19 protein-coding genes are annotated in these 22,318 nt (G+C 56.2%); 13 read left to right on the forward strand and 6 right to left on the reverse strand.

Translation table 11 applies throughout. The features are described from left to right. Window positions 1-66 precede the first annotated feature (66 nt). The 5 genes from I2H19_RS10155 to I2H19_RS04090 all read left to right on the forward strand — a co-directional run bounded on the left by I2H19_RS10155 (window position 67) and on the right by I2H19_RS04090 (window position 6,997). Complete coding sequence (locus tag I2H19_RS10155; protein WP_254179316.1) at window positions 67-138, forward strand: CD1871A family CXXC motif-containing protein; 72 nt, start codon at window positions 67-69, stop codon at window positions 136-138. Continuing rightward, entirely contained in the window at window positions 131-1,033 is a 903-nt protein-coding gene (locus tag I2H19_RS04075) for a 4Fe-4S binding protein (RefSeq protein WP_195621438.1), read from the forward strand. The genes I2H19_RS10155 and I2H19_RS04075 overlap by 8 nt, the downstream gene beginning before the upstream one ends. Before the next feature lie 29 nt (window positions 1,034-1,062). Further along, window positions 1,063-2,034, forward strand: coding sequence for a TlpA family protein disulfide reductase (locus I2H19_RS04080; protein WP_195621439.1), 972 nt, complete (start codon window positions 1,063-1,065; stop codon window positions 2,032-2,034). 252 nt (window positions 2,035-2,286) lie between these two features. Beyond that, window positions 2,287-5,541 carry an ATP-binding cassette domain-containing protein gene (locus tag I2H19_RS04085; RefSeq protein WP_195621440.1) on the forward strand — a complete coding sequence of 1,085 codons (3,255 nt, stop codon included), beginning with the start codon at window positions 2,287-2,289 and terminating at the stop codon, window positions 5,539-5,541. Window positions 5,542-5,716: 175 nt separating this feature from the next. Further along, on the forward strand, window positions 5,717-6,997 hold the full coding sequence (locus I2H19_RS04090; protein ID WP_117840391.1) for an MFS transporter: 1,281 nt from the start codon (window positions 5,717-5,719) through the stop codon (window positions 6,995-6,997). A gap of 138 nt (window positions 6,998-7,135) precedes the next feature. On the opposite strand, the gene I2H19_RS04095 is transcribed toward I2H19_RS04090, so the two are convergent. Then, window positions 7,136-7,699 carry a TetR/AcrR family transcriptional regulator gene (locus tag I2H19_RS04095; protein ID WP_022094929.1) on the reverse strand — a complete coding sequence of 188 codons (564 nt, stop codon included), beginning with the start codon at window positions 7,697-7,699 and terminating at the stop codon, window positions 7,136-7,138. Between the two features lie 239 nt (window positions 7,700-7,938). Between I2H19_RS04095 and I2H19_RS04100 the strand changes: the two genes are divergently transcribed. From I2H19_RS04100 to I2H19_RS04115, 4 genes are all read left to right on the forward strand, one after another. Next, entirely contained in the window at window positions 7,939-9,177 is a 1,239-nt protein-coding gene (locus tag I2H19_RS04100; protein WP_148346582.1) for an agmatine deiminase family protein, read from the forward strand. A 123-nt stretch (window positions 9,178-9,300) separates the two neighbouring features. Further along, window positions 9,301-10,365: an ornithine carbamoyltransferase gene (locus I2H19_RS04105; RefSeq protein WP_195621442.1), complete on the forward strand. Its 1,065-nt coding sequence runs from the start codon at window positions 9,301-9,303 to the stop codon at window positions 10,363-10,365. An 11-nt stretch (window positions 10,366-10,376) separates the two neighbouring features. Further along, the gene (locus tag I2H19_RS04110) at window positions 10,377-11,642 is read left to right on the forward strand and encodes an MFS transporter (protein WP_006234574.1); all 1,266 of its coding nucleotides are present in this window, start codon (window positions 10,377-10,379) and stop codon (window positions 11,640-11,642) included. 448 nt (window positions 11,643-12,090) lie between these two features. Continuing rightward, window positions 12,091-13,044 (forward strand): tRNA dihydrouridine synthase, encoded by a 954-nt coding sequence (locus I2H19_RS04115; protein ID WP_117840389.1) that lies wholly within the window; start codon window positions 12,091-12,093, stop codon window positions 13,042-13,044. A gap of 151 nt (window positions 13,045-13,195) precedes the next feature. On the opposite strand, the gene I2H19_RS04120 is transcribed toward I2H19_RS04115, so the two are convergent. The 3 genes from I2H19_RS04120 to I2H19_RS04130 all read right to left on the reverse strand — a co-directional run bounded on the left by I2H19_RS04120 (window position 13,196) and on the right by I2H19_RS04130 (window position 15,421). Next, the gene (locus I2H19_RS04120) at window positions 13,196-13,462 is read right to left on the reverse strand and encodes a ribbon-helix-helix protein, CopG family (protein WP_055309982.1); all 267 of its coding nucleotides are present in this window, start codon (window positions 13,460-13,462) and stop codon (window positions 13,196-13,198) included. Between the two features lie 834 nt (window positions 13,463-14,296). After that, on the reverse strand, window positions 14,297-14,542 hold the full coding sequence (locus I2H19_RS04125; protein ID WP_117763676.1) for a glutaredoxin family protein: 246 nt from the start codon (window positions 14,540-14,542) through the stop codon (window positions 14,297-14,299). A gap of 51 nt (window positions 14,543-14,593) precedes the next feature. Beyond that, window positions 14,594-15,421, reverse strand: a complete 828-nt coding sequence (locus I2H19_RS04130) for a TipAS antibiotic-recognition domain-containing protein (RefSeq protein ID WP_195621443.1) — start codon at window positions 15,419-15,421, stop codon at window positions 14,594-14,596. A 141-nt stretch (window positions 15,422-15,562) separates the two neighbouring features. Here I2H19_RS04130 and I2H19_RS04135 point away from each other — a divergent pair, with 141 nt between their 5' ends. Continuing rightward, a complete protein-coding gene (locus I2H19_RS04135; protein WP_229089774.1) occupies window positions 15,563-16,300 on the forward strand; it encodes an SAM-dependent methyltransferase in 738 nt (245 codons plus the stop codon). 112 nt (window positions 16,301-16,412) lie between these two features. After that, entirely contained in the window at window positions 16,413-17,627 is a 1,215-nt protein-coding gene (locus I2H19_RS04140; protein WP_195621449.1) for a MalY/PatB family protein, read from the forward strand. A gap of 94 nt (window positions 17,628-17,721) precedes the next feature. Here the strand turns inward: I2H19_RS04140 and I2H19_RS04145 are convergent, their stop codons facing one another. Then, entirely contained in the window at window positions 17,722-18,201 is a 480-nt protein-coding gene (locus I2H19_RS04145; protein ID WP_195621451.1) for a pyridoxamine 5'-phosphate oxidase family protein, read from the reverse strand. A 42-nt stretch (window positions 18,202-18,243) separates the two neighbouring features. Next, entirely contained in the window at window positions 18,244-21,048 is a 2,805-nt protein-coding gene (locus I2H19_RS04150; RefSeq protein WP_195621453.1) for an ATP-binding protein, read from the reverse strand. Between the two features lie 198 nt (window positions 21,049-21,246). On the opposite strand from I2H19_RS04150, the gene I2H19_RS04155 reads away from it, so the two are divergent. Further along, entirely contained in the window at window positions 21,247-21,672 is a 426-nt protein-coding gene (locus tag I2H19_RS04155) for a potassium channel family protein (protein WP_117820851.1), read from the forward strand. A 36-nt stretch (window positions 21,673-21,708) separates the two neighbouring features. Next, window positions 21,709-22,242: an LOG family protein gene (locus tag I2H19_RS04160; protein WP_195621456.1), complete on the forward strand. Its 534-nt coding sequence runs from the start codon at window positions 21,709-21,711 to the stop codon at window positions 22,240-22,242. Window positions 22,243-22,318 lie beyond the last annotated feature (76 nt).

Here is a 22,318-nt window from a genome sequence, read left to right on the forward strand (position 1 = left end):
GCGGTAAAACCCGTGGTACAGGTCGCTTTGTTGATCGTCGGAATTGCCATGGTGTGCTTTGGCGTTATGCGTGGCGAGGCAGATGCCGTGCTGGCCAAAGCGATTAGGCTGTGCTTGGAGTGTATCGGAATTGGATAAAAGAGAAAACACTGCGTCGCATGTTTTGGCTCGATTTCGCGGATTCATTCAGGCGGCGGCGACGCTCGTCACCAACATTCACCTGCCAAACTTTGCCAAAGGCGGCATCTATCAGGGCGCGGGAAAAACAGTCTGCGTACCTGGACTTAATTGCTATTCGTGCCCCGCGGCATCGGGTGCGTGCCCCATCGGGTCGTTCCAGTCGGTGGTAGGTTCATCCAAGTTCAACTTTTCTTACTATGTTACCGGTACGCTCATTTTGCTCGGCGTGCTGCTGGGACGCTTTGTATGCGGCTTTCTGTGCCCGTTTGGCTGGCTGCAGGAGCTGCTTCATAAGATTCCCGGCAAAAAGCTTTCGACAAAAAAGCTCAAGCCGCTCACGTACATCAAGTACGTCGTGTTGCTGTTTGCCGTGGTGCTGCTACCCGTCTTGGTGGTTAACGACGTGGGCATGGGCGACCCGTTCTTTTGTAAGTACATCTGTCCGCAGGGTGTGCTCGAGGGCGCCATTCCGCTGGCCATTGCCAATGCCGGCATTCGATCTGCGTTGGGACAGCTCTTTACTTGGAAACTTGTCGTTCTCATTGCCGTGGTAGTGCTGAGCGTTTTGTTCTATCGCCCCTTCTGCAAATGGATTTGCCCGCTCGGCGCATTCTATGCGCTTATGAATAGGGTGTCCCTACTGGGGATTCGGGTTGACGCATGCAAATGTGTCTCGTGCGGCAAGTGCTCAAAGGTTTGTCAGATGGACGTTGATGTGGTCCGCGCACCCAATCATGCCGAATGCATCCGGTGCGGAAAGTGCATCGGGGCCTGTCCCGTCGATGCCATTAGCTATCGCTATGGCCTGGATGTGTCGGCGGAAAAGCTCCCCTTGACCGCCGATAAAAAGTAAACAAGCTTCGACAAAACGGAGGAACGACTATGAAGCTTTCTAAGATTGCGGCCCTGTTTATGGTGCCGGTGCTGGCCTTGTGTCTTGTGGCGTGCTCGGCACCTGGCGGCAATGCGAGCGAATCTGCGAGCTCCGATCCTGAGATCGCAGAACTCACTGCGCAGAAGCCGACCAATGCCGACGAGGCCGCCGAGCTGTATGCGAAGCTCATGCAGAAGGAGAACGAGATCTTTTCGAGTGATAACGCGCTGTGGGAAAAGGTATTCAATGCGGCAAATAAAGACTCGGCAATGATTGAGGACGGCAGCAATTACGGCGATTTCCTGCTCAAGACCATCGAAGGCGCCAAGGATGAGTTTACGGCGGATGAGCTTAAGACACTCAAGGCCGGTGCGCAGCAGATCAAGGAGATCGAGGACAAGCTCGAGAGCTTGGAGAAGGAGTTCCCCGGCTGTGGAAGCACGCCGAGTGCAGGCGAGAGCGTCGACGCTTCGACCGCTGGCATGACGGCTGGTGCCAATGCTTCGAGCGAGGCGACGAAGTTCCCCAGCTTTACGGGCAAGGACCTGGATGGCAACGACGTGAACAGCGACGAGCTGTTCTCTAAGAACAAGGTCACCGTCATGAACTTCTGGTTCACTACTTGCAAGCCGTGCGTGGGCGAGCTGGGCGATCTTGAGAAGCTGAATCAGGAGCTTGCCGAGAAGGGCGGCCAGGTCGTGGGCGTCAATTCCTTTACGCTCGATGGCAACAAGGGCGAGATCGCAGATGCCAAGGACGTGCTGAGCAAGAAGGGCGTGACATATAAGAACATCTGGTTCAAGTCGGATAGCGAGGCCGGTAAGTTTACGTCAAATTTGTTCTCGTTCCCGACAACGTATGTCATCGATCAGAATGGCAACATCGTAGGGGATCCAATCGTGGGAGCCATCAGCTCCGCCGAGCAGCGCGCAGCACTCGACAAGCTTATTGACCAGGCGATTGCGAATAGCGAGCAGTAGAAAACGCGTAAGGCATGGCGAGGATCGTGCGCCGCTGTGCGAAGTAGTCCGTTCCCTTTCAAGATAAGCTCCACCATACAGAGGTCCCGCTCGGGACCTCTTTTTTGGGCGCCGTCCCGTTCGTTTTTTGGCGCGGTTCCCTACATTCCTCACTGGCGCCGGCAAAAAATGGGGATAGAGTAGGACAAACGCGTCGAATACGAACGGCGGGGGAGAGCGGGCAGGGTGCCTGCGCAGGAGAGGTTGCCGTCCATGTTGGAGCTCAAAGGTATTTGCAAAAGGTACGTTACGCAGTCGTTTGCGCAGGTGGCGCTCGACAGCGTGAGCCTGTCTTTTCGCGATAACGAGTTCGTGGCCATTCTGGGTCCCTCGGGTTCGGGCAAAACTACGATGCTCAACGTAATCGGTGGGCTCGATCATTTCGATTCCGGCGACCTGCTCATCGACGGCATCTCGACCAAGGACTTTCACGATCGCGATTGGGATGCCTATCGCAACAACCGCATCGGCTTTGTGTTCCAGAGCTATAACCTCATTCCGCATCAGACCATTTTGGAAAACGTTGAGCTGGCGCTTACGCTCACGGGCGTGGGGCATGCCGAGCGCCGTCAGCGTGCGCGCGAGGCGTTGGAGAAAGTCGGCCTGGGCGAGCACGTTAACAAGCGCCCGAGCCAGCTATCGGGCGGACAGATGCAGCGCGTAGCCATCGCCCGCGCCCTGATTAATGATCCCGAGATTGTGCTGGCAGACGAGCCGACCGGCGCTTTGGATTCAACGACATCCGTACAGGTCATGGATTTGCTCAAGGACGTGGCGCGCGACCGCCTGGTCATCATGGTCACGCACAATCCCGAGCTGGCGTACCGGTACGCCACGCGCATCGTCAACCTGGCGGACGGCAGGATTACCGACGATTCCGATCCCTTTGATGTTGCCAAGGCCGCGCGTCGTGAGGCCAAGCCTACGCGCAAAACCTCGATGAGCTTTGTGACGGCGCTGGGGCTTTCTGCTCGCAACCTCATGACCAAAAAAGGCCGTACGGCCATGACGGCCTTTGCGGGGTCGATTGGCATTATAGGTATTGCGGCGATCCTGGCGCTGTCCAATGGCGTAAACGGCTACATCAAAAAGGTCGAGGAGGATACGCTCTCGAGCTACCCACTCACCATTTCCAAGCAGGATTACGACCTGTCGTCCATGATGGGCGGGCAGGGGGCTGCGGATGATGACTCGCCTGAAAACGTGGATTCGTCCGACGACGGAACCGACGGCAAGGCTCAGGGAACCGATAAGATCCCTGTGGTCACGGCCGTAAAGGATATGTTTGCAAGTGTTAAGTCCAACGACATGACGAGCTTTAAGGCATGGCTCGATGCCGGTGGCGATGGTATCGACAAAGAGGTCAACGCCATTCAGTACGGCTACGGTGTATCGCCGGTTGTCTATCGTGCCGGCAAAGGCGATGAGAAGCCCGTTCGGCTGGTGCCCAACGCTATGACTGAGGCCATGAGCGGAGACGCGAGCTCGGCGGCAACGGTGAGCATGGAATCCATGGGAACCTCTGTCTTTAACGAGATGATCGACGACCAGAGCCTGCTCGACAGCCAGTACGATGTCGTCGCCGGTCATTGGCCCACGTCTGCCAGCGAAGCCGTGATGGTGCTTTCGAGCCGTGGCACGGTGGGCGATTACACGCTCTACAGTATCGGTGCGTTGGATATCGATGAGCTCAACGACCTGGTTAGCAGTGTCATGGCGGCCGACGGCAAGGCCGAGACGCCCGAGACTGGCACCGATTTTACCTACGACGATGCGCTGTCCACGACGTTTAAGATGCTGTCGACGGCCGATGCCTATCGCAAAAACGAAGAGACCGGCATGTGGACCGATATGTCTGGCGACGCCGACTTTATGGCCGCCAAGGTTGCCGACGGTATTGACGTGCACATTGTGGGCGTGGTGCGACCTAACGAGACAGCCAATGCGAGTGCGTTGTCTCCGGGCATTGCCTATACGCATGCGCTGACCCGCCAGCTTATGGAGCGCGCCGCCAATTCGCAGATTGTGCAAGAGCAGCTTGCCCACCCCGAGACAGACGTGTTTACCGGCAAGACCTTCGACGAGCTGCAAAGTGAAGCCAAACAGGGCGTGGACCTGGGCAGCATGTTCAGCGTGGACGAAGCGGTGCTCAAGAGCGCGTTCTCGTTTGATGCGTCTGCACTCTCGGGCGCGGCCGGCGGTATGGACCTGTCGGGTCTTGACTTGTCCGGGTTGGATATTGACCTTTCGGGCGTAGGTAAGGATATCGACTTTAGTGACATCATGGCCAAAGCGCCGGCTCCAGATTTCTCGGGCGTCTTTGACGGTCTGGAGCTCACGCCCGAGCAAATGCAGCAGGTGGGAACGCTTGCCAACCAACTGTTTGAGGGCTTTTTGCAGTCTGATCAGTTTAAGGCGCTGACGCCCGAAGAACTTAAGGATGCCTCAAAGCTTGCTGCTGCATTTTCGACGTATCTTGAGAGTGATGCCACGGCGCAGCAAATCCTGGCCCAGCTCAAGGCGCTCGGCGGCGATGCCCTGGCCGAGCGCCTGCAACAGGCGATGACCGACTATGTGCAAAAGCAGCTGGCTCCGTATCTGCAGCAGGCTATGGATCAGATGATGAAGTCGATCAACGACCAGATTGCGGCGACGGTGTCAGCTCAGCTCAAGGCAGGCGCGGCGGGGCTCATGGGACAGATAGCGACGCAGATGTCGTCAAGTTTTGCCAACTTGACGGGCGCCATGCACGTGGATGCGAGTGCCTTTGCTCGTGCCATCCATTTCAACATGGACGCCGAGGACCTGAGTTCGCTCATGATGAGCTATGCCAAGGCGTCGAAGCTCACCTACGACAACAATCTGACCACACTGGGCTATGCGGACGAGGCCGACCCCATCTCGGTCAAGATTTTCCCGCGCGACTTTGAGGCCAAGGAGCGCGTACTCGATCACATCGATGCGTACAACAAGCAGGTCAAAGCCGCTGGCCACGATGATCGGGCAATTTCGTACACCGACTACATGGGCATCATCATGGGCTCGGTGACCGACATCGTGAACACCATCAGCTTGGTGCTCATCGCATTCGTGGGTATCAGCCTGGTGGTGAGCTCCATCATGATCGGCATCATCACCTACATCAGCGTATTGGAGCGCAAGAAGGAGATCGGCATCCTACGCGCAATCGGTGCGTCGAAGCGCAACGTGGCCAACGTATTCAATGCCGAGACCTTTATCGAGGGCCTCATCGCCGGCGTCTTTGCCATTGTCGTCGTGGTGCTCGTGAGTTTCCCGGTCAATGCCTGGGCGCTTGCGGCCAAACAGGTCCCCAACCTGATGAGTCTGCCCGTGCAGGATGCGCTGGTGCTCATTGCAATTTCGGTGCTGCTGACGGTTGTTGCCGGCCTGCTGCCGGCCCGTAGCGCATCCAAGAAGGACCCCGTCGAAGCCCTGCGCTCCGAATAATGTGACAAAGGGACAGTCCCTTTGTCACATTGAGACCCTTGCGAAAACGGGGTCTAATTACCGTTCGGCAGGTTAAGAACTCCCCCTCCCCGCTTAATGCTTGACGAAGAGTCCTCTGGTTTATATACCTATCGGTAGGCATATAGGATGTATTGCCGATAGAAATGGAGCAACCATGACTCTCACCACACCAGCCAAAAAAGATTGTCTCCGTGAAAGCGGCGCATTTGCTTGGGTCGTCGTTATTGCGCTCGGCTTAATGTCCGCCGGAACAACTGGCACATATAGCATTATTGCCGGCTCATTCGTTGCTCCAGTATGTGAAGATCTGGGCTTTGACTACACTTCTTTTTCTTTCTATTTCACCGCGATTCTTCTTGGCCTTGCGCTTGGGCTTCCGCTTTTGAGTCGCTTCATTCCAAAAGTAATCGGCAAACCATGGCATATTTGCATTGAACTCGTCCTTATTGCCGCCGGCGCCGCAATGGCGTTCTACACCGAGGTCTGGATGTTCACCGTCTCCGCCGCAGTGATCGGCATCTGCTTTTCGTTTACAACGGGCGTCTGCATGTCCGATGTCATTGACCAATGGTTCAGCAAATCGTCCGGTCTCGCCATCGGCCTCGCTTGGGGCGTTAATTCTCTCTGCACGCTGTTATTGAGTCCTGTCATTACACTGGTCATCGAGCAGCAAGGCTGGCGTACGGGATACATCGTGCTTGCGGCCGTTTCTGCAGCTATGATTTTGCCTGCAAGCGCATTTATCATTCGCCTTAACCCCTCTGATCGCAATATGCTTCCGTACGGAGAGACCGCCTCCGAAACCCATGAGAGCTGCAGCGCCGATGAGCAGGAAGATGTCCTTTCGGGCATGGCACTCCGCGATGCCGCGAAAACGCCGTCTTTTATTCTCTGTGTCCTCTTGCTTTGCGTGGCGCAGCTCACCTGCTGCATGAACCAGCTGTTTCCAACCTATGCAAGCGAGGTCGGTTTCAATCCTATCGTAGGAAGCTTAATGGTCTCGGCAGCTTCACTCTCCGATATCTTCCTAAATCCCTTCGTGGGCAAAACATGCGACAAGCTTGGCGCTATTAAAGCAACGGTCGCATGGACAGGTGTCAGCATTCTTTCATTCCTGCTTCTTATCATTGGCGGAAGCAATGAGACCGTTTCCATCATTGCAGCTGGTGTAAACGATGTCATGTTCGCCATCGTTGGAACCGCAATGCCGATGCTTCTCCTCTCGCTCTTTGGATCACGCGATTTTGGAAGGATCTATTCGATCGTTTGCTCAGCGGGCTATGTCGTCGGTGCTTTTGGAATGCCGGTCATGATGAAGGTTTACGGCATGGCAGGGTCATTCCAGGGAGTATTTATCTTCTGCATTGCCTGCAACCTTATGATTGCTGCGTTTGCTATCGTTTCCGGCTTTCTCAATAAGGCTGCTGAAAAGTAATAAGCGCCGATTTGCATCGGCATAGATTGCCACGCAACAGGGGTCGACTCCAAGCCAGACTGGAGTCGACCCCTGTTTTCGTTTTAAAGGTTGCCCGCAGGCACCATGGGTGCCAACATGCGCTTCAGCTTGGCTGGTTTATTTGAACATAAGCTCGACTATTCCCGCCCAAACCGCTTTCTCATCAATATCCTCACCTTGAGCGACCGTATTGCTTGCTCCCTCCAGAACGGTATAAAGAATTTGTACGTAGAGCATTACGTCGGCGCTATCGGAAAACGCGCCAATCTCTACACCATGAAGAAGGATGTCTTTAAGCGCATCCATGGTTCGTTTGGTCGCCGTCGCTTGACGTTCCTGAACTGCAGGAATTCGATTTGCTTGAACGCTAACCTCGGCCAGCACGCGCCGGCGCTTTTCATCGCTTCGATAGCCACCTATAACTGAATTGCCGAGCTCGATAAGCGCGGCCTTGAACCCGTCCCTATCGACTATTAGCGAGTAGTCGCGCTGATAGTCAATGGTCGGAAACATGCTGTCCAAGAGCGTAGTGAAAATCTCCTCTTTTGAGGGAAAGTAGTAGTACACCGACGGCTTGGATATACCGACAAAGTCGCAAATCTTTCCGATAGACGCTTTGTCATAACCGACTTCTGCCACAAGATCGTACATTGCGTCCAATATTTTTTTTCTTGTGCTCACGCTGCATTTCTCCATTGCAAATCACTTCCGCACTACCAACATTATTAAGGATGGCAACGGAACATCAATTCGTGTCCAAACATGACCACTATATACGGCGAACGGTATGTATCAGTAGGCGAGCGGCAATTATTCAAAATTATCTACCGAACGGTAGGTATAGTAGTACTATAGCAGGTGAAACCCCGCTATTGTCGCGGCCGGACAGCATCGCGGGAAACCCGACGGAAGGACCAACCATGTACGAGAACTATCGTATGCCGGGCGAGTTCGAGAAGCGCTCCAACGTCTATGTGACATGGCTTCCCGATTACATCCGTGCAGAGGGCTACGATAACCGCCAGCCCTGCGTTGACGTGATCAAGGCTCTGCTCGAGTATGGCGACGTTACGGTCAACCTCAATTGCGGCACCCCCGGCTCCTATGAGGAGGCTTGCTCGCGCCTGAAGGAGGAGGGGGTTGATCTCGATCGCATCGAGATCACGCAGTTCGAAGACTCCAACTTCTATGTCCGCGACAACGGTCCCAGCATCATGGTCGACGACAAGGGCCATTCTTATATGGTCAACCCCGCTTGGACCTATTACGGCGTGTGGGACAAGAACTCCCCGGAGTGCCAGTCCGCACGTAAGGCAGCCGTTCACATGGCGGTTGCGCTCGGTTGCTTCGATATCGTCAATTCCGAAATGGTTTCGGAGGGCGGTGACCGCGAGTTTGACGGTCACGGCACTCTGATCGCCATCGAGGACACGGAATGCCGCAAGCGTAATCCCGAGTTCACGAAAGAGGAAGTAGAGGCCGAGTATAAGCGCATCTACAACCTCAACAAGGTTATCTGGCTTCCGCAGCCTATGCTCGAGGACGACGACTATCGACTGGGCATCCTCGACGAGAAGGAAGACGGAACTCCCGTCTTTGGCATGAGCTTTGCAGCTCACATTGATGAGATGTGTCGCTTTATCACTCCGAACAAGATTCTTCTTGCCGAGGTGTCCGATGAAGAGGCAGCCTCGAGCAAGGCTGGAGCAGAGTCTCGTCGCCGCATTGAGGCAGCCTACGAGATCCTGAGCAACGAAACGGACTGGGAGGGCAAGCCCTTCGAGATCGTTCGTATGCCCACCGCCGAGCCTATTGAAGTCGTTATCGCCCCTGGCGATGAAGATTACGAGCTCTATAAGGGCTTCATCGACGAAATGGGCGGCAAGTTTATGGATGGCACCCCCTGGCCCGAGGGCCCCGTCCACTTCTACGCCGCAGCGAGCTACTGCAACTTCCTGATTTGCAACGGCGTCGTTCTTGGCCAGCGTTATTACCACGAGGGCATGAGCGAGGTCGTGAAAGAGAAGGATGAGCAGGCCAAGGCAGTTCTTGAGAGCTGCTTCCCCGATCGCAAAGTCATCATGATTGATTCCCTCGCGCTTAACCTGTCCGGCGGCGGCGTGCACTGCTGGACTAAGGACGTGGCGGCCAGTCGTTAGTGAGCCTTAGAGCCTGCGCTCTTTGGCTTAGGCGCCACATGTACCGCTCCCCGAGGGATATCCGTGTTTTCCTCGGGGACACATTCAACAATAATTTTGATAATAATTCGAAAGGAAATAGGCATGAACAACAGCCTCCGCGGTCGCGACTACATCAACATCCATGATCTCTCCTCCGAGGATTTCCGCTATCTCATCGATCTTGCCTGGAACCTTAAGGCTCAGAAGAAGTCTGGTGTCGACCAGCGCTACTTCCCCGGCAAAAACGTCCTCGCCAACTTTGAGTGGGGCTCGACCCGTACTCGTTGCGCATTCGAGACCTCCTGCAATGATTTGGGCATGGGCTTCACTTATCTGACCAACTCCCACATGGGTGACTGCGAGACCGTCAAGGATGCCATGCGCGTCTTTAACGGCATGTACGATCTCATCGTCTACCGCGCACAGAAGGACGAGCAGTTCCTCTATGACGTCGCCGACCTGGTTGACATCCCGGTCATCAATGCCCTTACTCTCGGCGATCACCCGACTCAGATGCTCGCTGACGCTCTTACGATGGAAGAGCAATGGGGCGGTCTGCGTACGAGCCGCGGCAAGAAGATGGCTTTCGTTGGCAACTGCGCCGGCGCCCCAGTGTGGTATGGCCGTCTGTGCGCTATGCTCGACATGGACTTCCTCGCCATCGGCCCCGACGACCTCCGTCATCAGATGTGCAAGGAAATGATCGAAGAGGTGGAGACCTGCTACGCCAAGTACGCTCCCAATAGGACCTTTACCATCACCTCTGACCTCGATGCCCTGGATGGCGTTGACGTTATCGTTACCGAGGAGTGGCGCTACATCAACCCCGAGTGCGGCGAAGAGGTTCTGGATCCCGACGACTACAACTCCTGGCTGGGCGATGCCGAGTCTTTGTACCCCTATCGCGTCACCAGCGAGCTGTGCAAGCGCACCAACAATCCCGACATCTTCTGCATGCATGAGCTTCCCTCTGTCCATAACGCAGATCACCGTGTCGGCAAAATGCTCCTCGACCAGTGCAAGAACGACCTCCATCGCGAAATCATCACCGAGGGCTTTGAGATTGCCGACGAGTGCTTTGAGGCCAACGCTTCGGTCATCTTCCGTGAGGCAGAGAACCGTCAGCACACCATCAAGGCCGTTATGTGTGCCCTTCTGGGTCTCTAGGAGCTGTATCAATGGAAAATGCAAAGTTAAAGAGCAGCAAGGTTTACGCATGGGTTCTCGTAATCGCGCTCGGCCTTATGTCTGCCGGCACGACCGGATCCTATAGCGTCATCGCGGGCTCCTTCGTCGCACCCGTGTGCGAGGAGTTCGGGTTTGACTATTCCATCTTCTCGTATTACTTCACCGCAACGCTCATTGGTCTTGCGGCAGCTCTTCCGTTTGTCGGAAAACTCATTCCCAAGGTCGTTGGCAAGGTTTGGCTCCCCGTTGTCGAGCTTATTTTGCTTGCTGCCGGCGCAGGCATGGCCTTCTACACCGAAGTCTGGATGTTCATCGCCGCTGGCGCCCTGATTGGCGTTTGCTTCGCCTTCACCACCGGCGTCGCCATGTCCGACGTTATTGACCAGTGGTTCAAAAAATCTGGTGGCCTGGCAATCGGTCTCGCTTGGGCAGTGAACTCGATTTACATGCTCATCATGAGCCCCGTCATCACCTCTGTCATCGAGGCCGCTGGCTGGAGGACTGGCTATCTGGTGCTCGCTGGCGTCTCCGCCGTGCTCATTCTCCCCGCTTCCGTCCTGATTATTCGCTATAAGCCTCAGGACAAGGGCATGCTGCCCTATGGCTACGTCGAGGGCGAGACGGTCACCGAGACCGAGGAGACGACCGAGGATAGCACGCGTGGCGTTAGCTATGCGCGCGCCATTAAGTCGCCTGCCTTCTTCTTCTGCATCGGCTTCCTCTGTCTCGTTCAGCTCACTTGCTGCATGAACCAGCTCTTCCCGACGTATGCTTCCGAGGTTGGTTTTAGCCCCATGGTGGGCGGCTTCATGGTATCCGCTGCATCGCTCTTCGATCTGTTCCTCAATCCGATCGTCGGCACCACTTGCGATAGGTTCGGCAGCACGAAGGCCATTCTGGGCTGGCTCGCTGTCTCCATCCTCTCCTTTGTCATGCTCATGATGAGCAGCGGCAACTCGACGCTCAGCATCCTCGCAGCAGGCGTGAACGACGTAATGTACGTCATCGCTGGCACTGCCCTGACCGTTTTGGTTATGGATGTCTTTGGCTCCCGCGATTTCGGTCGCATCTTCGCGCTGATCTGCTCCGTGGGCTATATCGTCGGCGCCTTTGGCATGCCCGTTATGATGAAGGTCTATGAGCTTGTCGGCTCCTTCCAGGGCGTCTTCATCTTCTGCATCGCATGCAACGTTATTATCGGCCTGTTCTTGCTGCTGGCAAAAAAGACTGGTAAGAACCTCTCCTGGGACGAATAGTTCGATTCGTCTTAGACATACGCTGTAGGGCTTAACCTGCAGCCGCTTTGGGGCATCGACTAACATCGGTGCCCTTTTTCATCGAATGTGACAAAGGAGCAGCCACTTTGTCACATTGAGTGGCATGTAAATCGAGGTCTAATACTTTTCCGAGAAGTGAACGGCCATACTTGGACCTCCGAAGCATCGACATTTTTAGACGTCAAACCCGCAGGATTTGGCTGGCAAAACCGCAGGAAATTGCATCTCGAAAGTGCCGATGCTTCGGGGGCCCGTTTTCACTCGTTCACTTCTCGGGAAAAGTATTAAACCTCGTTGTATGGGGTGCGGCTGGAGGGTGGTCATCGTTCAGTAGCTACCTCTTCCTTGTGAATCGCCTGAAGCGCAAGGCATAATGCATGTGACAAAGGGACGGCCCCTTTGTTGTGTTGATATGAGAGAAGAGTAGATGATCCTTTCGCTGGCCCCTATGGAGGGGATTACCGGGCATGTGTTCCGTCGCGTGCATGCGGAGTGCTTCGGTGCGCTCGATTGCTATTACACGCCGTTTTTGCCGCCGCCGCGGGTGGGAAACCGCTTTGGCGGCAAGGCGTTTAAGGAGATCGATCCTGCCAATAACCAGGGGCTCAACGTGGTGCCTCAGCTGATGTCCAAGAACGCGGACGAGTTTGTGTGGGCGGCACAGGTGCTCGCCGACATGGGCTACCGCGAGGTCAATCTCAACTTGGGTTGCCCTTCGGGAACGGTTGTCGCCAAGGGCAAGGGCTCGGGTTTCTTGCGCAATCTCGACGAGCTCGAGGCGTTCTTAAGCGATGTGTGCGAGCGGTCGCCGTTGCCGGTGTCGGTAAAGACCAGGCTGGGGCTGGAGAATGACGACGAATACGAGCGCGTGCTCGATCTGTATTGCCGCATGCCGTTGGCAGAGCTGATCGTGCATCCGCGCGTACAGAAGGACCGCTATACGGGCTTGCCGCGCAAAGAGTTTTATGGCGAGACGCTGGAGCGTGCGCCGTTCCCCGTGGCCTATAACGGTGACATTTTTGATCTTGAGGATATGGACGCGCTGGTGGAGGCCTATCCCGGCACGCGCCATGTGATGTTGGGGCGTGGCCTGCTCGCGAACCCCGCTCTGGCTCGCATGGTCAAGGGCGGCCCTGCTGCAACGGCTGCTGAGCTGCAGCGCTTCCACGACACGCTGTTTGCGGCATATGCAGAAGAGATTGGCGGCAATGCGGTCTTCCGCATGAAGGAGTGGTGGTTCTACGCCAAGTGCGCTTTCGCTGATCCCGCTACCGTCCACAAGATCGTACGCAAGACCAAAAAGGTCGACGAATACCGCGCTGCCGTCGAGCGCGTCTTTCGTGAACAGCCGCTTGCACCCACAGCTCGCTTCCACGGCTAACTAGTCATCGGGGGCGTTCTTTAACGACTGGTCATTTAAGGACGTCCCCAACGACTATGTAGCAAAAACATGTACACCAGCATCCAAAGATGTCGAAAAATGTCGACTTTGGATGCTGGTGTACATGTTTGGGTCCGACGGGGGAGCGGGCCTAGGCAATCAGTGCATCAAGTGTAATGAGCTCTCTGAGCCGCTCCGTGCGTGTTTGCCCATGGCGTTTGGCTTTTTCGTCAAACGCCTCAAGAATCGATTCGCCCACACGTGCTGATATAACGACGCTCGGCTCATCGGAGATTGGTGGCCTTCCCAACTTGATGGTGTGACCTTTCGGCCACTCATCTTTTTCGTAGGCTTCCGCGGCTTTCTTCAACTCTCCGGGAGCAAACCCCATCATCTTTTCGAGCTGCTTAGCATCCATGGCGCCTCCTATCGATCGACATAATGTCGAGCGCCGGTTCTCGGATTCTCTTTTTGTATACAATTTTGTAGACAAAAATACAAGCAGTTCATCGGGCTAATTAGCTTGTTTTGACCTGCCTGTTCGATAGGAAATGAGCATTGACGGCTTCGATACTCCTTTGCTTTTCAGCTTGGAATTTGGATGCTCATTGAACTTCCGGAGGGGAGCCCTTTATTAAGCTATTGAGATTCTGGGCAGGAGCTCTCACTGGTCTTCGGTAATGGGGCCAGCTTAATTCGCGACACAGTGTGTCGCGAATGGGAGTAGTCGTTAGGTGTCCTTCAATGGCTACTCATATAAGAACGTTCAAGTGTCGGATTTTGTCATTTAGTGTCGCTCTCAGCGACTATTCTGGAGGGTCGTGGTCAAAAAAGGGCAAATATGAGTACTGTTGCCATTATGGTTGCATTTATTTGCTATAAATTGTAGCTCCTGATGAGATTTGTTCCCATTAAGAGCTACTTTTATTGAACATATGAGGAGAAATAACGTCGTCTGCGGACGAGTGGAACGTTGAATAGTTCCTGAAGTGATCAAAATCGCTGCTACTAAACAGGTAGCAGTACTCATATTTGCCCTTTTTTTGACCACAGCCCTCTCGGAAACCTTTCCAGAGGCGTCAAACAGCCATAATCCAAAGGTCTCCTCAAACAATTAGCCGGCCAAGAGCGTCCATGACTACCAAAAAGCTGTACGCCAGCATCCAAAGATGTCGAAAAATGTCGACTTTGGATGCTGGTGTACATGTTTGGGTCGTATGGGTTGGGGCCCTGGACGGACAGAGCGTGCGTACTAGAGCAGGTTTTCCTGCACCCACGCGATGATGTCGCTCGATTCGTAGAGTGGTTTGCCGTCGATGAACAGGCAGGGAACCTGGCGTTTTCCGCCGACGGCGATGAGTGTCTGTTCGGCATCGGAATCGGTCGAGATATTGCGCTCGGGAATGGTCACGCCGTTATCGGCCAAAAAGTGCTTGACCTTTAAGCAATACGGGCAGCCGGTCATAACGTACAGCGCGAGCTCGTGATTAGTAGCCATAGGTCTCCAATCGGTTGCGGTTTTGATTGAAATACCCAAAGCCGCCGCAATCTATGCGCGGGCCAGCGACGACTCGATGGCCTGTACCAAAAACGCCGTGGCTCCGGTGCCGCAGGGTTTGTCGTAGTAGCCAACAAAGCGCTGGTCGGCAAGATAACCGTGGGCGAGGCCCAGGTACGCTTCGTTCTGGGGCTCGCATCCCCAGTTGAGAGCAATCCAGCGACGATGCATCGCGACAAGCTTGCGAGCCTCGTTGCTCTCTGGGTCGCCAATGCCCATGGCAATTGAGAGCTGGCCCAGAATAGCGCGTTCAAGTTCCTTCATGTCGTTCCATGTCTGAGGATCTATGTCCAGTAACGTTTCGTTTGCTGCATCGATAGCCTCATCGCCATAGCGCGCCCGCGCCTCGGCGCCGTAGCGCTCCTCGTTTTCCTGCACGGTGCGCCAGCGCTCCAGTTGCGGCAACACGGCGCCCATGAGCGAGACGGCATCGTCGAGCGACATACCGGTGTTTTGCGCCAGGCGCGGGGCGCAGTCCTCGATCATCGCCTCCATGGTGGTGTCGTAGGTGTACTTGCCGTGGTCGTAGCACCACTTGCAGTAATGATCGGTCGCGGTGCCCGTGGCATCGGTGCCGCAGTCGTCGGGCGTGAGTATCATGCCGCAGCTCTGGCAATAGTGCTCAGGCATTTCGAGCAGGTGGGACAGCGGTTCTCCGGTTACGGCGGCGATGAGCTTCATCATGTCGATGCCCGGTGTGACCTCGCCGCGCTCCCACCGGCTGATGGCCTGGCGTGTGACGAAGAGCTTAGCGGCAAGCTGCTCTTGGGTAAGGTGATGGGCGCGACGGACAGCAATGAGCTTTTCTGCAAAGGCCATAGCGGCTCCTTTCTGCTGGTTGATGGCTTAAGCATACGCGGCGGCAGGCGCCCTTCCAAGCAACCGTTGGTTGCACGACGGGGGACCGCGGCGAAGAATTGCGCGCAACGCCCCACGCCTCCATGCCGTACAATGACCGGCATGGAACCTATTGCACACATACATACCGATCTGCCGCAGAAGTTCGGCATTCCGCGCAACAGCTTTTTGGCGCCTCATCTGCAGGGGCGCATCGTTTTTGAGCCGGAATTTGCTTCCAACGCAGCGGTTGAGGGTCTGGACTCCTTCTCTCACCTATGGCTGCTGTGGCGCTTCGAAAACGGAACGCCCGGTGGCACGGCTAAGGACATAGCTGCCGATGCCAAAACGCAGGACAGGTCCGGCACCAACGCAAAATGGTCGAAAACCGTGCGCCCGCCGCGTCTGGGTGGAGCCGAGCGTTTGGGCGTGTTTGCCACACGCAGCCCGTTTCGCCCTAATCCCATCGGGCTCACCTGCGTCAAGCTCGATCGCGTCGAGCTCACCGACGATGGGCCCATCATCCATGTGCTGGGGGCCGACCTGCGCGACGGTACGCCCATCTACGACATTAAGCCCTACATTCCGTTTGCGGACTGCCACCCGGATGCGACCGGAGGCTGGATCGAGGATGCTCCGTGGCAAGAGCTCGACATCGAGTTCCCTCAGACGCTGCAGGATATGGTCCTCCCCGCAAAGCTCCCCGGCTTGGCCGAGGTCCTTCGCCAAGACCCGCGCCGCGCGGGCAGCAAGCACGAGCCAAACCGCGTCTATCATCTGGCCTTCGCCGGGCTCGACATATCGTTTACGGTCGACGAAACCCAGCTAACCGTAGTCGCCGTCAACGACGCGCAAGACTAACCAGCCATTCGTCCGCGCCCGTCAAATTAAGCGCCAAACCCCGCGCCAAAGCCGCCCACGCTGGTGGACAATAACGTCTACCAAAACAATCAACTTTGCACGGGAGCTCAGCATGAAATACGACTTTAGCTCGCTTATCGACCGCCACGGCATGGACTCCATCGCCGTTGACTCCTGGGGCGAGATCCCCGACATGGCTCCAAACGCACCCGACGAGTGCTTCGATCGCATTCCCATGTGGGTGGCGGACATGAACTTCGCCACGGTGCCCACGGTCCAGGAACATATCATTCAGCGTGCCCAGCATCCCATGTTTGGCTACTTTAACCCGCGCCCCGAGTACTTCGACCGCATCATCGAATGGCAGAGCCGCCGTAATGGCGTCGAAGGCCTGGCGCCGGAGCATATCGGCTACGAAAACGGCGTGCTGGGCGGTGTCGTGTCGACGCTACGCGCGTATGTCCAGCCAGGTGATGCGGTGCTAGTCCACAGCCCTACCTACATCGGCTTTACCAAGTCCATCGAGGCCGCGGGCTATCGTATTGTCCACAGCCCGCTTAAGCTCGACGACCAGGGCGTGTGGCGCATGGACTTTGAGGACATGGAGCGCAAGCTCGCCCAAAACTACATCCATGCTGCGGTGTTCTGCTCGCCGCACAATCCCTGCGGCCGCGTATGGGAGCGCGACGAGATCGAGCGCGCCATGGACATCTATCGCCAGCACGATTGCGTGGTGATCTCGGACGAGATTTGGTCCGATATCATCCTGCCGGGACACAAGCACATCCCGACGCAGTCGGTGAGCGAGGATGCTCGCATGCGCACGGTTGCCCTCTACGCGCCCAGCAAGACGTTCAACCTGGCGGGCCTGGTCGGCAGCTACCACATCATCTACAACGAGACGCTGCGCGACCGCGTGTGCGCCGTGTCCAACAAGACCCACTACAACGAGATGAACGTCCTCTCCATGCATGCGCTTATCGGTGCCTACCAGCCGCAGGGCTATGAGTGGGTTGATGAGCTCAACCAGGTGCTTGCCGGCAATATCGAGTACTTCTGCACGTATGCAGAAAAGCACTGGAAGGGCGTCGCGTTTTCGCGTCCGCAGGGCACGTACATGGTGTTTCTGGACTGCACCGAGTGGTGCCGCGAGCATGGCCGCGATATTCAGTGGTTGCTCGACGAGGGGGCGCGCGTGGGCGTGGGGTATCAGGACGGCCGCCCGTTCCACGGGCCCTGCCACATTCGCGTGAATCTGGCGCTGCCGCTTTCGCGCGTGAGGGAAGCGTGCGACCGCCTGGACCGCTACGTTTTTAATGCACGGTAAGCGTGCGCTGCATGTGGGGCCTTCTGCCAAGTTGGCTAGAAGGCCCCACATGGTAAAGCATCTGTAGCAATTGGGCGCAGACCTGCTGAGAGGCTTACTTTTCTTGAATCTGCTTGCCGCAAAGATGCTCAATCGTAATCTCGTAGAGCTGGACGCCCTTGATGTCTTTGGCGATTTCCTCTTCGACTTCCTCGGCAGAAGGGTAGTACTTAAGCGCGAGCTGGCGGACTTTGTCCTCGATAAACGCGGGGGTGTCATTCGCCAGGCGACAACGGCCAAAGACCACGGTACTCATAGCGTAGGGAGCCCAGTCACCGTCCTGGTACCACTCGTTGCCGTAAACGGTAAAGCAGACCTTGTCATCGCGCTTGAGTGCGTCGACCTTGTGGCCAGCCTTGGCGCCATGGAAATAAATCTTGTCGTGCTCGTCGTCAAAGAAGTAGTTGACGGGAATGGCGTACGGGTAGCCATCGTCGCCGTTGACGGCAAAGACGCCGCGCTTGCAGGTAGCGAGCAGTTCGCGCGCTTCCTCGTCAGTGATGGCGCGTTTCTTTCGACGTAAGGGCCTAAACATCGTTGGTTTCCTTTCTGGTCGTGCGTGGTGGTTGAGCACAAACTATAGCGAAACGGATCCGTTTTTCTTGATGCGGGCGAGTATGTTTTTGAGCTTGTTAAAGTCGAGCGGTTTGGACAGATGGGCGTTCATGCCGGCATCGTGTGCCGCCTTGGCGTCCTCGGCAAAGGCGTTGGCGGTGAGCGCGATGATGGGGATATCGGCTGCATCGACCTTCTCGCTCAGACGAATCGCGCGGGTTGCCTCATAGCCGTCCATGCCCGGCATCATGATGTCCATCAGAATCGCATCGAAGCTGCCGGCGGGACGGCCAACGTATAGGTCGACCGCTTCGTTGCCATCGGCGGCGCGAGTTACGACAATGCCTTCGCTTTCGAGCAGCGTCTGGGCAATCTCGGCATTCAATTCGTTGTCTTCGGCGAGCAACACGTTCATGTCGGCGAGCGAGCAGTCGAGCACCCCCTCGACCGTATCTGCCCGCGCCTGAGGGTTCTTGTCGATATCGAGCGGAATCTGGACGTTGAACGTACTCCCCACGCCAACCTCACTCGAAATCTCAATCGTACCGCCCATCAGTTCAATAAGCGACTTGACGATTGGCATGCCCATGCCGGTTCCTTGGAACTTGCTGCGCGCATCGTCACCTTCTTGGGCAAACGGTTCATAGATATGCTTTAAAAACTCGGGAGCCATGCCAATGCCAGTATCCGAAACACTAAAGCAAAAGAGCGCGCGCCCATCATCGAGTGGCTTGGTCTTTGAACTAAAGGTGACGGAGCCGCCGTGCTTGTTGTACTTAATGCTGTTGTCTAACAGGTTGATTATGATCTGTCGGATATGGGTGGGACTGCCGATCATGTATGGCCCCGTGGCGTACGGCAGACTATTGTCCTGCATTGTGATGCCGTTATCGGATGCGCGGAGCTTGCACAGCACCAGCGTATCGTCACAGAGCTCTTTGAGGTTAAAAGGCGCATGTTCCAGAGTTAGCTTGCGGTCTTCGATTTTGCCCATCTCGAGGATGTCGTTGATCAGCGAGAGTAGGTGATTGGCGGCAACACGCGCCTTGGCGCGGCTTTCGCGGGCGGCCTGCATGTCGCCGTCTTTCAATTCCTCAATTTCGATAAGACCCAGGATGCCGTTGAGTGGCGTACGGATGTCGTGGCTCATGCGCGTGAGGAATGCCGTCTTAGCGGCGTTGGCGGCATCGGCTTTCTGCTGTTCTTTCTGCGCGCGGTGAAGCGACCAGACAAGGATGACGATGCCGGTGAGCAAAATGCAGATGATGACTGCCGCAATGACGATGCGGTTGCGGTAGAGAAGTCGAAACGCATCCGATTCTTGCGCCGAGTACGATGTGGGGGAATAACTGCTTGCAGAGAGCGATTCGCCAGCATTGACGATGCCCTTATTAATGATTCCCAACAGCACGGGCTTGCCGCGCGAAATCAAACACGATAGCTGTGCCGTGTCGGTGAGCTCCTGTGTTTGGAAATCCTCGATATCGTAGGTGTCGCGGATGGTTTTCAAGCGCGTGCTGGGGACAATGATGCAACTTGCCTCCCCCTTATTGAGGGCTTCGCGTGCCTCGTTGTCATTCGGATACTCGGTTACCTTTGCGTCGGGGAATAGGTTTTCGAGCTCAAAACGGTTGACGATCGCGTCTGCTGTGCAAGCGATGTTCTTAAGGTCACTGTTCAGGTTGCTGCTGCTGTGAATGGCGGCTAGGGAAACCGTTCCCATCGGGTTTGACAGGATGACCCCTGCCTGCTCGGCAAGCCAGTAGTCGCGAAACAACGGTAGGGCGACATCGATGGTCCCTGTGGAAAGGGCTTTGGTCATTTGCTCGTTGTTCGAGAACGCTACTGTTGCAACCGTAATGCCAAACTTGTCGTGCAACGTCGTTGCAAGCGAGGCGAGCGACCCTTCCATTTCGCCGTCGTCATTTTGCGTGCAGTAGGGGAGTTTGTTTTTAAGATAGCCGATCGTGATGGTGTTGTCGTTTGCTTTGAGCCAGGAGCGCTCGGGGCCGGTGAGCGATGATGAGCCGCTGTTTTGGGCCGAGTAATTCGCCTTGACCTCGTCGTTATAACGTGGGTTGACGCGGGCGATTGCCGTCATGGCGGCATTGATATCGTTCATCAGGTCGGGGCGGCTTTTGGGGACGGCAAAATAGTAGTCACTCGAGCCAACGTAGAACATGGGCGACGCATCGGGCGACGAGATGGTGTCGTTCATGATGACGGCGTCGACTTCGTCGTTTGCGAGTGCGTCAAAGAGCATGGAGCCTCCGTCATACTCCCTGTATGTGCAGGTGATTCCTTCGTTGGCGAGCCACTGCTGGCCAACGAAGGTTTGCATAACACCGGAGTTGCAACCGATGGTAAGGCCCTGGAGCGCTTGGGGGTCACCCTTGGCCAGGTCGTCGCGATCGGGCTTGGCGTAGATGTAGTAGCGCTCGGTGCCCTCGGGGTTCGAGGAAAAGAGCAGCTTTTGGGTGCGTTCCTCGGAGTAGGAGATGTTGGGCATGAGGTCGATTTCGCCTGCCTCGAGCATGTCCATAAGCTCGGTGAAGGTGCCGGAGACGTATTCGTACCGCCAGCCGGGCGCGTAGTACGACAGGGTCTGGAGGTACTCGTAACCCCATCCCGATAGACGCTCGCCGGGGGTGCCGTCCTGGAAGCCCTCGTTGTTGACGAGCCAACCAACGCGGACCGTTTTGACCTGTTGATCGGAGCCGGCGGCAAAGGCGGGGGCGGGCATGATGGTGCTCAGTACGGCGAGCGCGGCAAGCGCGACGGCCAGGGTGCGATATATAACTGAACGAAGGACAGCGGAAGCTCTCACATGCAATCCTAACGAATCGAGACGTTACCGCACAAGGATACCAGCTCAGCCTGCCTAGCCGGCAGTTGCGCCGCTAAACGGTTCCTCCCAGCACTTGGGGACAGTCCCTTTCTGCCGGCACAAAAGGAACGTCCTCAAGTGCCGGATGTGGGACAATACCGAGCGAATGTGATTGGGCATCTGAGAAAAGGGGTCGCGATGAACAAGTTGAGGACGCTTGCCGACGTGTTGCGCCAGGCTGGCTTTGCGCGCATCACGGGCCTGTTTCTTATCTTCTATCTGCTGTGCTCGACGGCTGTCTGGCTGTCCGAGCCCACGACCCTCACGTTTGGCGATGGTCTCTGGTTTAGCTTTGAGACGGTCTCGACCATCGGCTTTGGCGATATCCCGGCCGAAACGCCGGTCGCTCGCGCTATTACCGTCGTCCTGAGCGTTATCAGCATCTTCTACATCGCCATGCTCACGGGTGTGGCGGTGAACTACTGCAATATGCTCATCAAGCTGCGCCAAAAGGACACCATGGCGCGCTTTATGGACGATCTGGAGCATTTGGAAGAGCTCGATCGTGACGAGCTCGCCGACCTGTCGCGCCGTGTGCGCGAATATCGCCGACGCCAACGCTAGAACGGGCGCCGCGCGTCACGACGAGGGGGACTGAATATGAATATCACGGTATACCTGGGCGCCAGCGTCGGCAATGACCCGGCGTTTCTGCCTGCGGTGCAAGAGCTGGGCAACTGGATTGGCTCCAACGGGCACGCGCTGGTATACGGCGGGTCCAAATCGGGCCTGATGGGCGCGCTCGCCGATAGCGTACTCGAGGCAGGTGGACACGTGACGGGCGTTGAGCCGAGCTTTTTTATAGAGGCCGAGTTTCAGCACGACGGCATCGATGACCTCATCGTGACGAGCGATATGGCCGAGCGCAAAGCCAAGATGATTGAGCTCGGCGATGCGTTCATCGCCTTTCCCGGTGGGACGGGCACGCTCGAGGAGATTGCCGAGGTCATGTCCGCGGTGTCGTTGGGGCACCTGAGTGCTCCGTGCATCCTGTATAACCTTGACGGTTACTACAACGACCTCAAGGCGCTGCTCGGGCACATGATTGATAAGGGGCTTTCGAGCCCGAGGCGCCAGCAAGGCATCTACTTTGCCGACGATTTGCGCGAGATTGTCTCGATTATCAACGGATAAGTCTTGAGCCTGCCCCACTATGACTCCCAATGGTGCCGTTTGTGGCGCAGATGGTTGGCTTGTCTGGGCAACGCTC

The organism is Collinsella aerofaciens (assembly GCF_015560135.1).
GTDB lineage: Bacteria > Actinomycetota > Coriobacteriia > Coriobacteriales > Coriobacteriaceae > Collinsella > Collinsella aerofaciens_AN.

Excerpts from the sequence above, each read along its gene's own strand:
- I2H19_RS04080 (WP_195621439.1), top strand. The coding sequence starts at position 1,063 with ATGAAGCTTTCTAAGATTGCGGCCCTGTTTATGGTGCCGGTGCTGGCC.
- I2H19_RS04085 (WP_195621440.1), top strand. The coding sequence starts at position 2,287 with ATGTTGGAGCTCAAAGGTATTTGCAAAAGGTACGTTACGCAGTCGTTT.
- I2H19_RS04090 (WP_117840391.1), top strand. The coding sequence starts at position 5,717 with ATGACTCTCACCACACCAGCCAAAAAAGATTGTCTCCGTGAAAGCGGC.
- I2H19_RS04100 (WP_148346582.1), top strand. The coding sequence starts at position 7,939 with ATGTACGAGAACTATCGTATGCCGGGCGAGTTCGAGAAGCGCTCCAAC.
- I2H19_RS04105 (WP_195621442.1), top strand. The coding sequence starts at position 9,301 with ATGAACAACAGCCTCCGCGGTCGCGACTACATCAACATCCATGATCTC.
- I2H19_RS04110 (WP_006234574.1), top strand. The coding sequence starts at position 10,377 with ATGGAAAATGCAAAGTTAAAGAGCAGCAAGGTTTACGCATGGGTTCTC.
- I2H19_RS04115 (WP_117840389.1), top strand. The coding sequence starts at position 12,091 with ATGATCCTTTCGCTGGCCCCTATGGAGGGGATTACCGGGCATGTGTTC.
- I2H19_RS04120 (WP_055309982.1), bottom strand. The coding sequence starts at position 13,462 with ATGGATGCTAAGCAGCTCGAAAAGATGATGGGGTTTGCTCCCGGAGAG.
- I2H19_RS04125 (WP_117763676.1), bottom strand. The coding sequence starts at position 14,542 with ATGGCTACTAATCACGAGCTCGCGCTGTACGTTATGACCGGCTGCCCG.
- I2H19_RS04130 (WP_195621443.1), bottom strand. The coding sequence starts at position 15,421 with ATGGCCTTTGCAGAAAAGCTCATTGCTGTCCGTCGCGCCCATCACCTT.
- I2H19_RS04135 (WP_229089774.1), top strand. The coding sequence starts at position 15,563 with ATGGAACCTATTGCACACATACATACCGATCTGCCGCAGAAGTTCGGC.
- I2H19_RS04140 (WP_195621449.1), top strand. The coding sequence starts at position 16,413 with ATGAAATACGACTTTAGCTCGCTTATCGACCGCCACGGCATGGACTCC.
- I2H19_RS04145 (WP_195621451.1), bottom strand. The coding sequence starts at position 18,201 with ATGTTTAGGCCCTTACGTCGAAAGAAACGCGCCATCACTGACGAGGAA.
- I2H19_RS04155 (WP_117820851.1), top strand. The coding sequence starts at position 21,247 with ATGAACAAGTTGAGGACGCTTGCCGACGTGTTGCGCCAGGCTGGCTTT.
- I2H19_RS04160 (WP_195621456.1), top strand. The coding sequence starts at position 21,709 with ATGAATATCACGGTATACCTGGGCGCCAGCGTCGGCAATGACCCGGCG.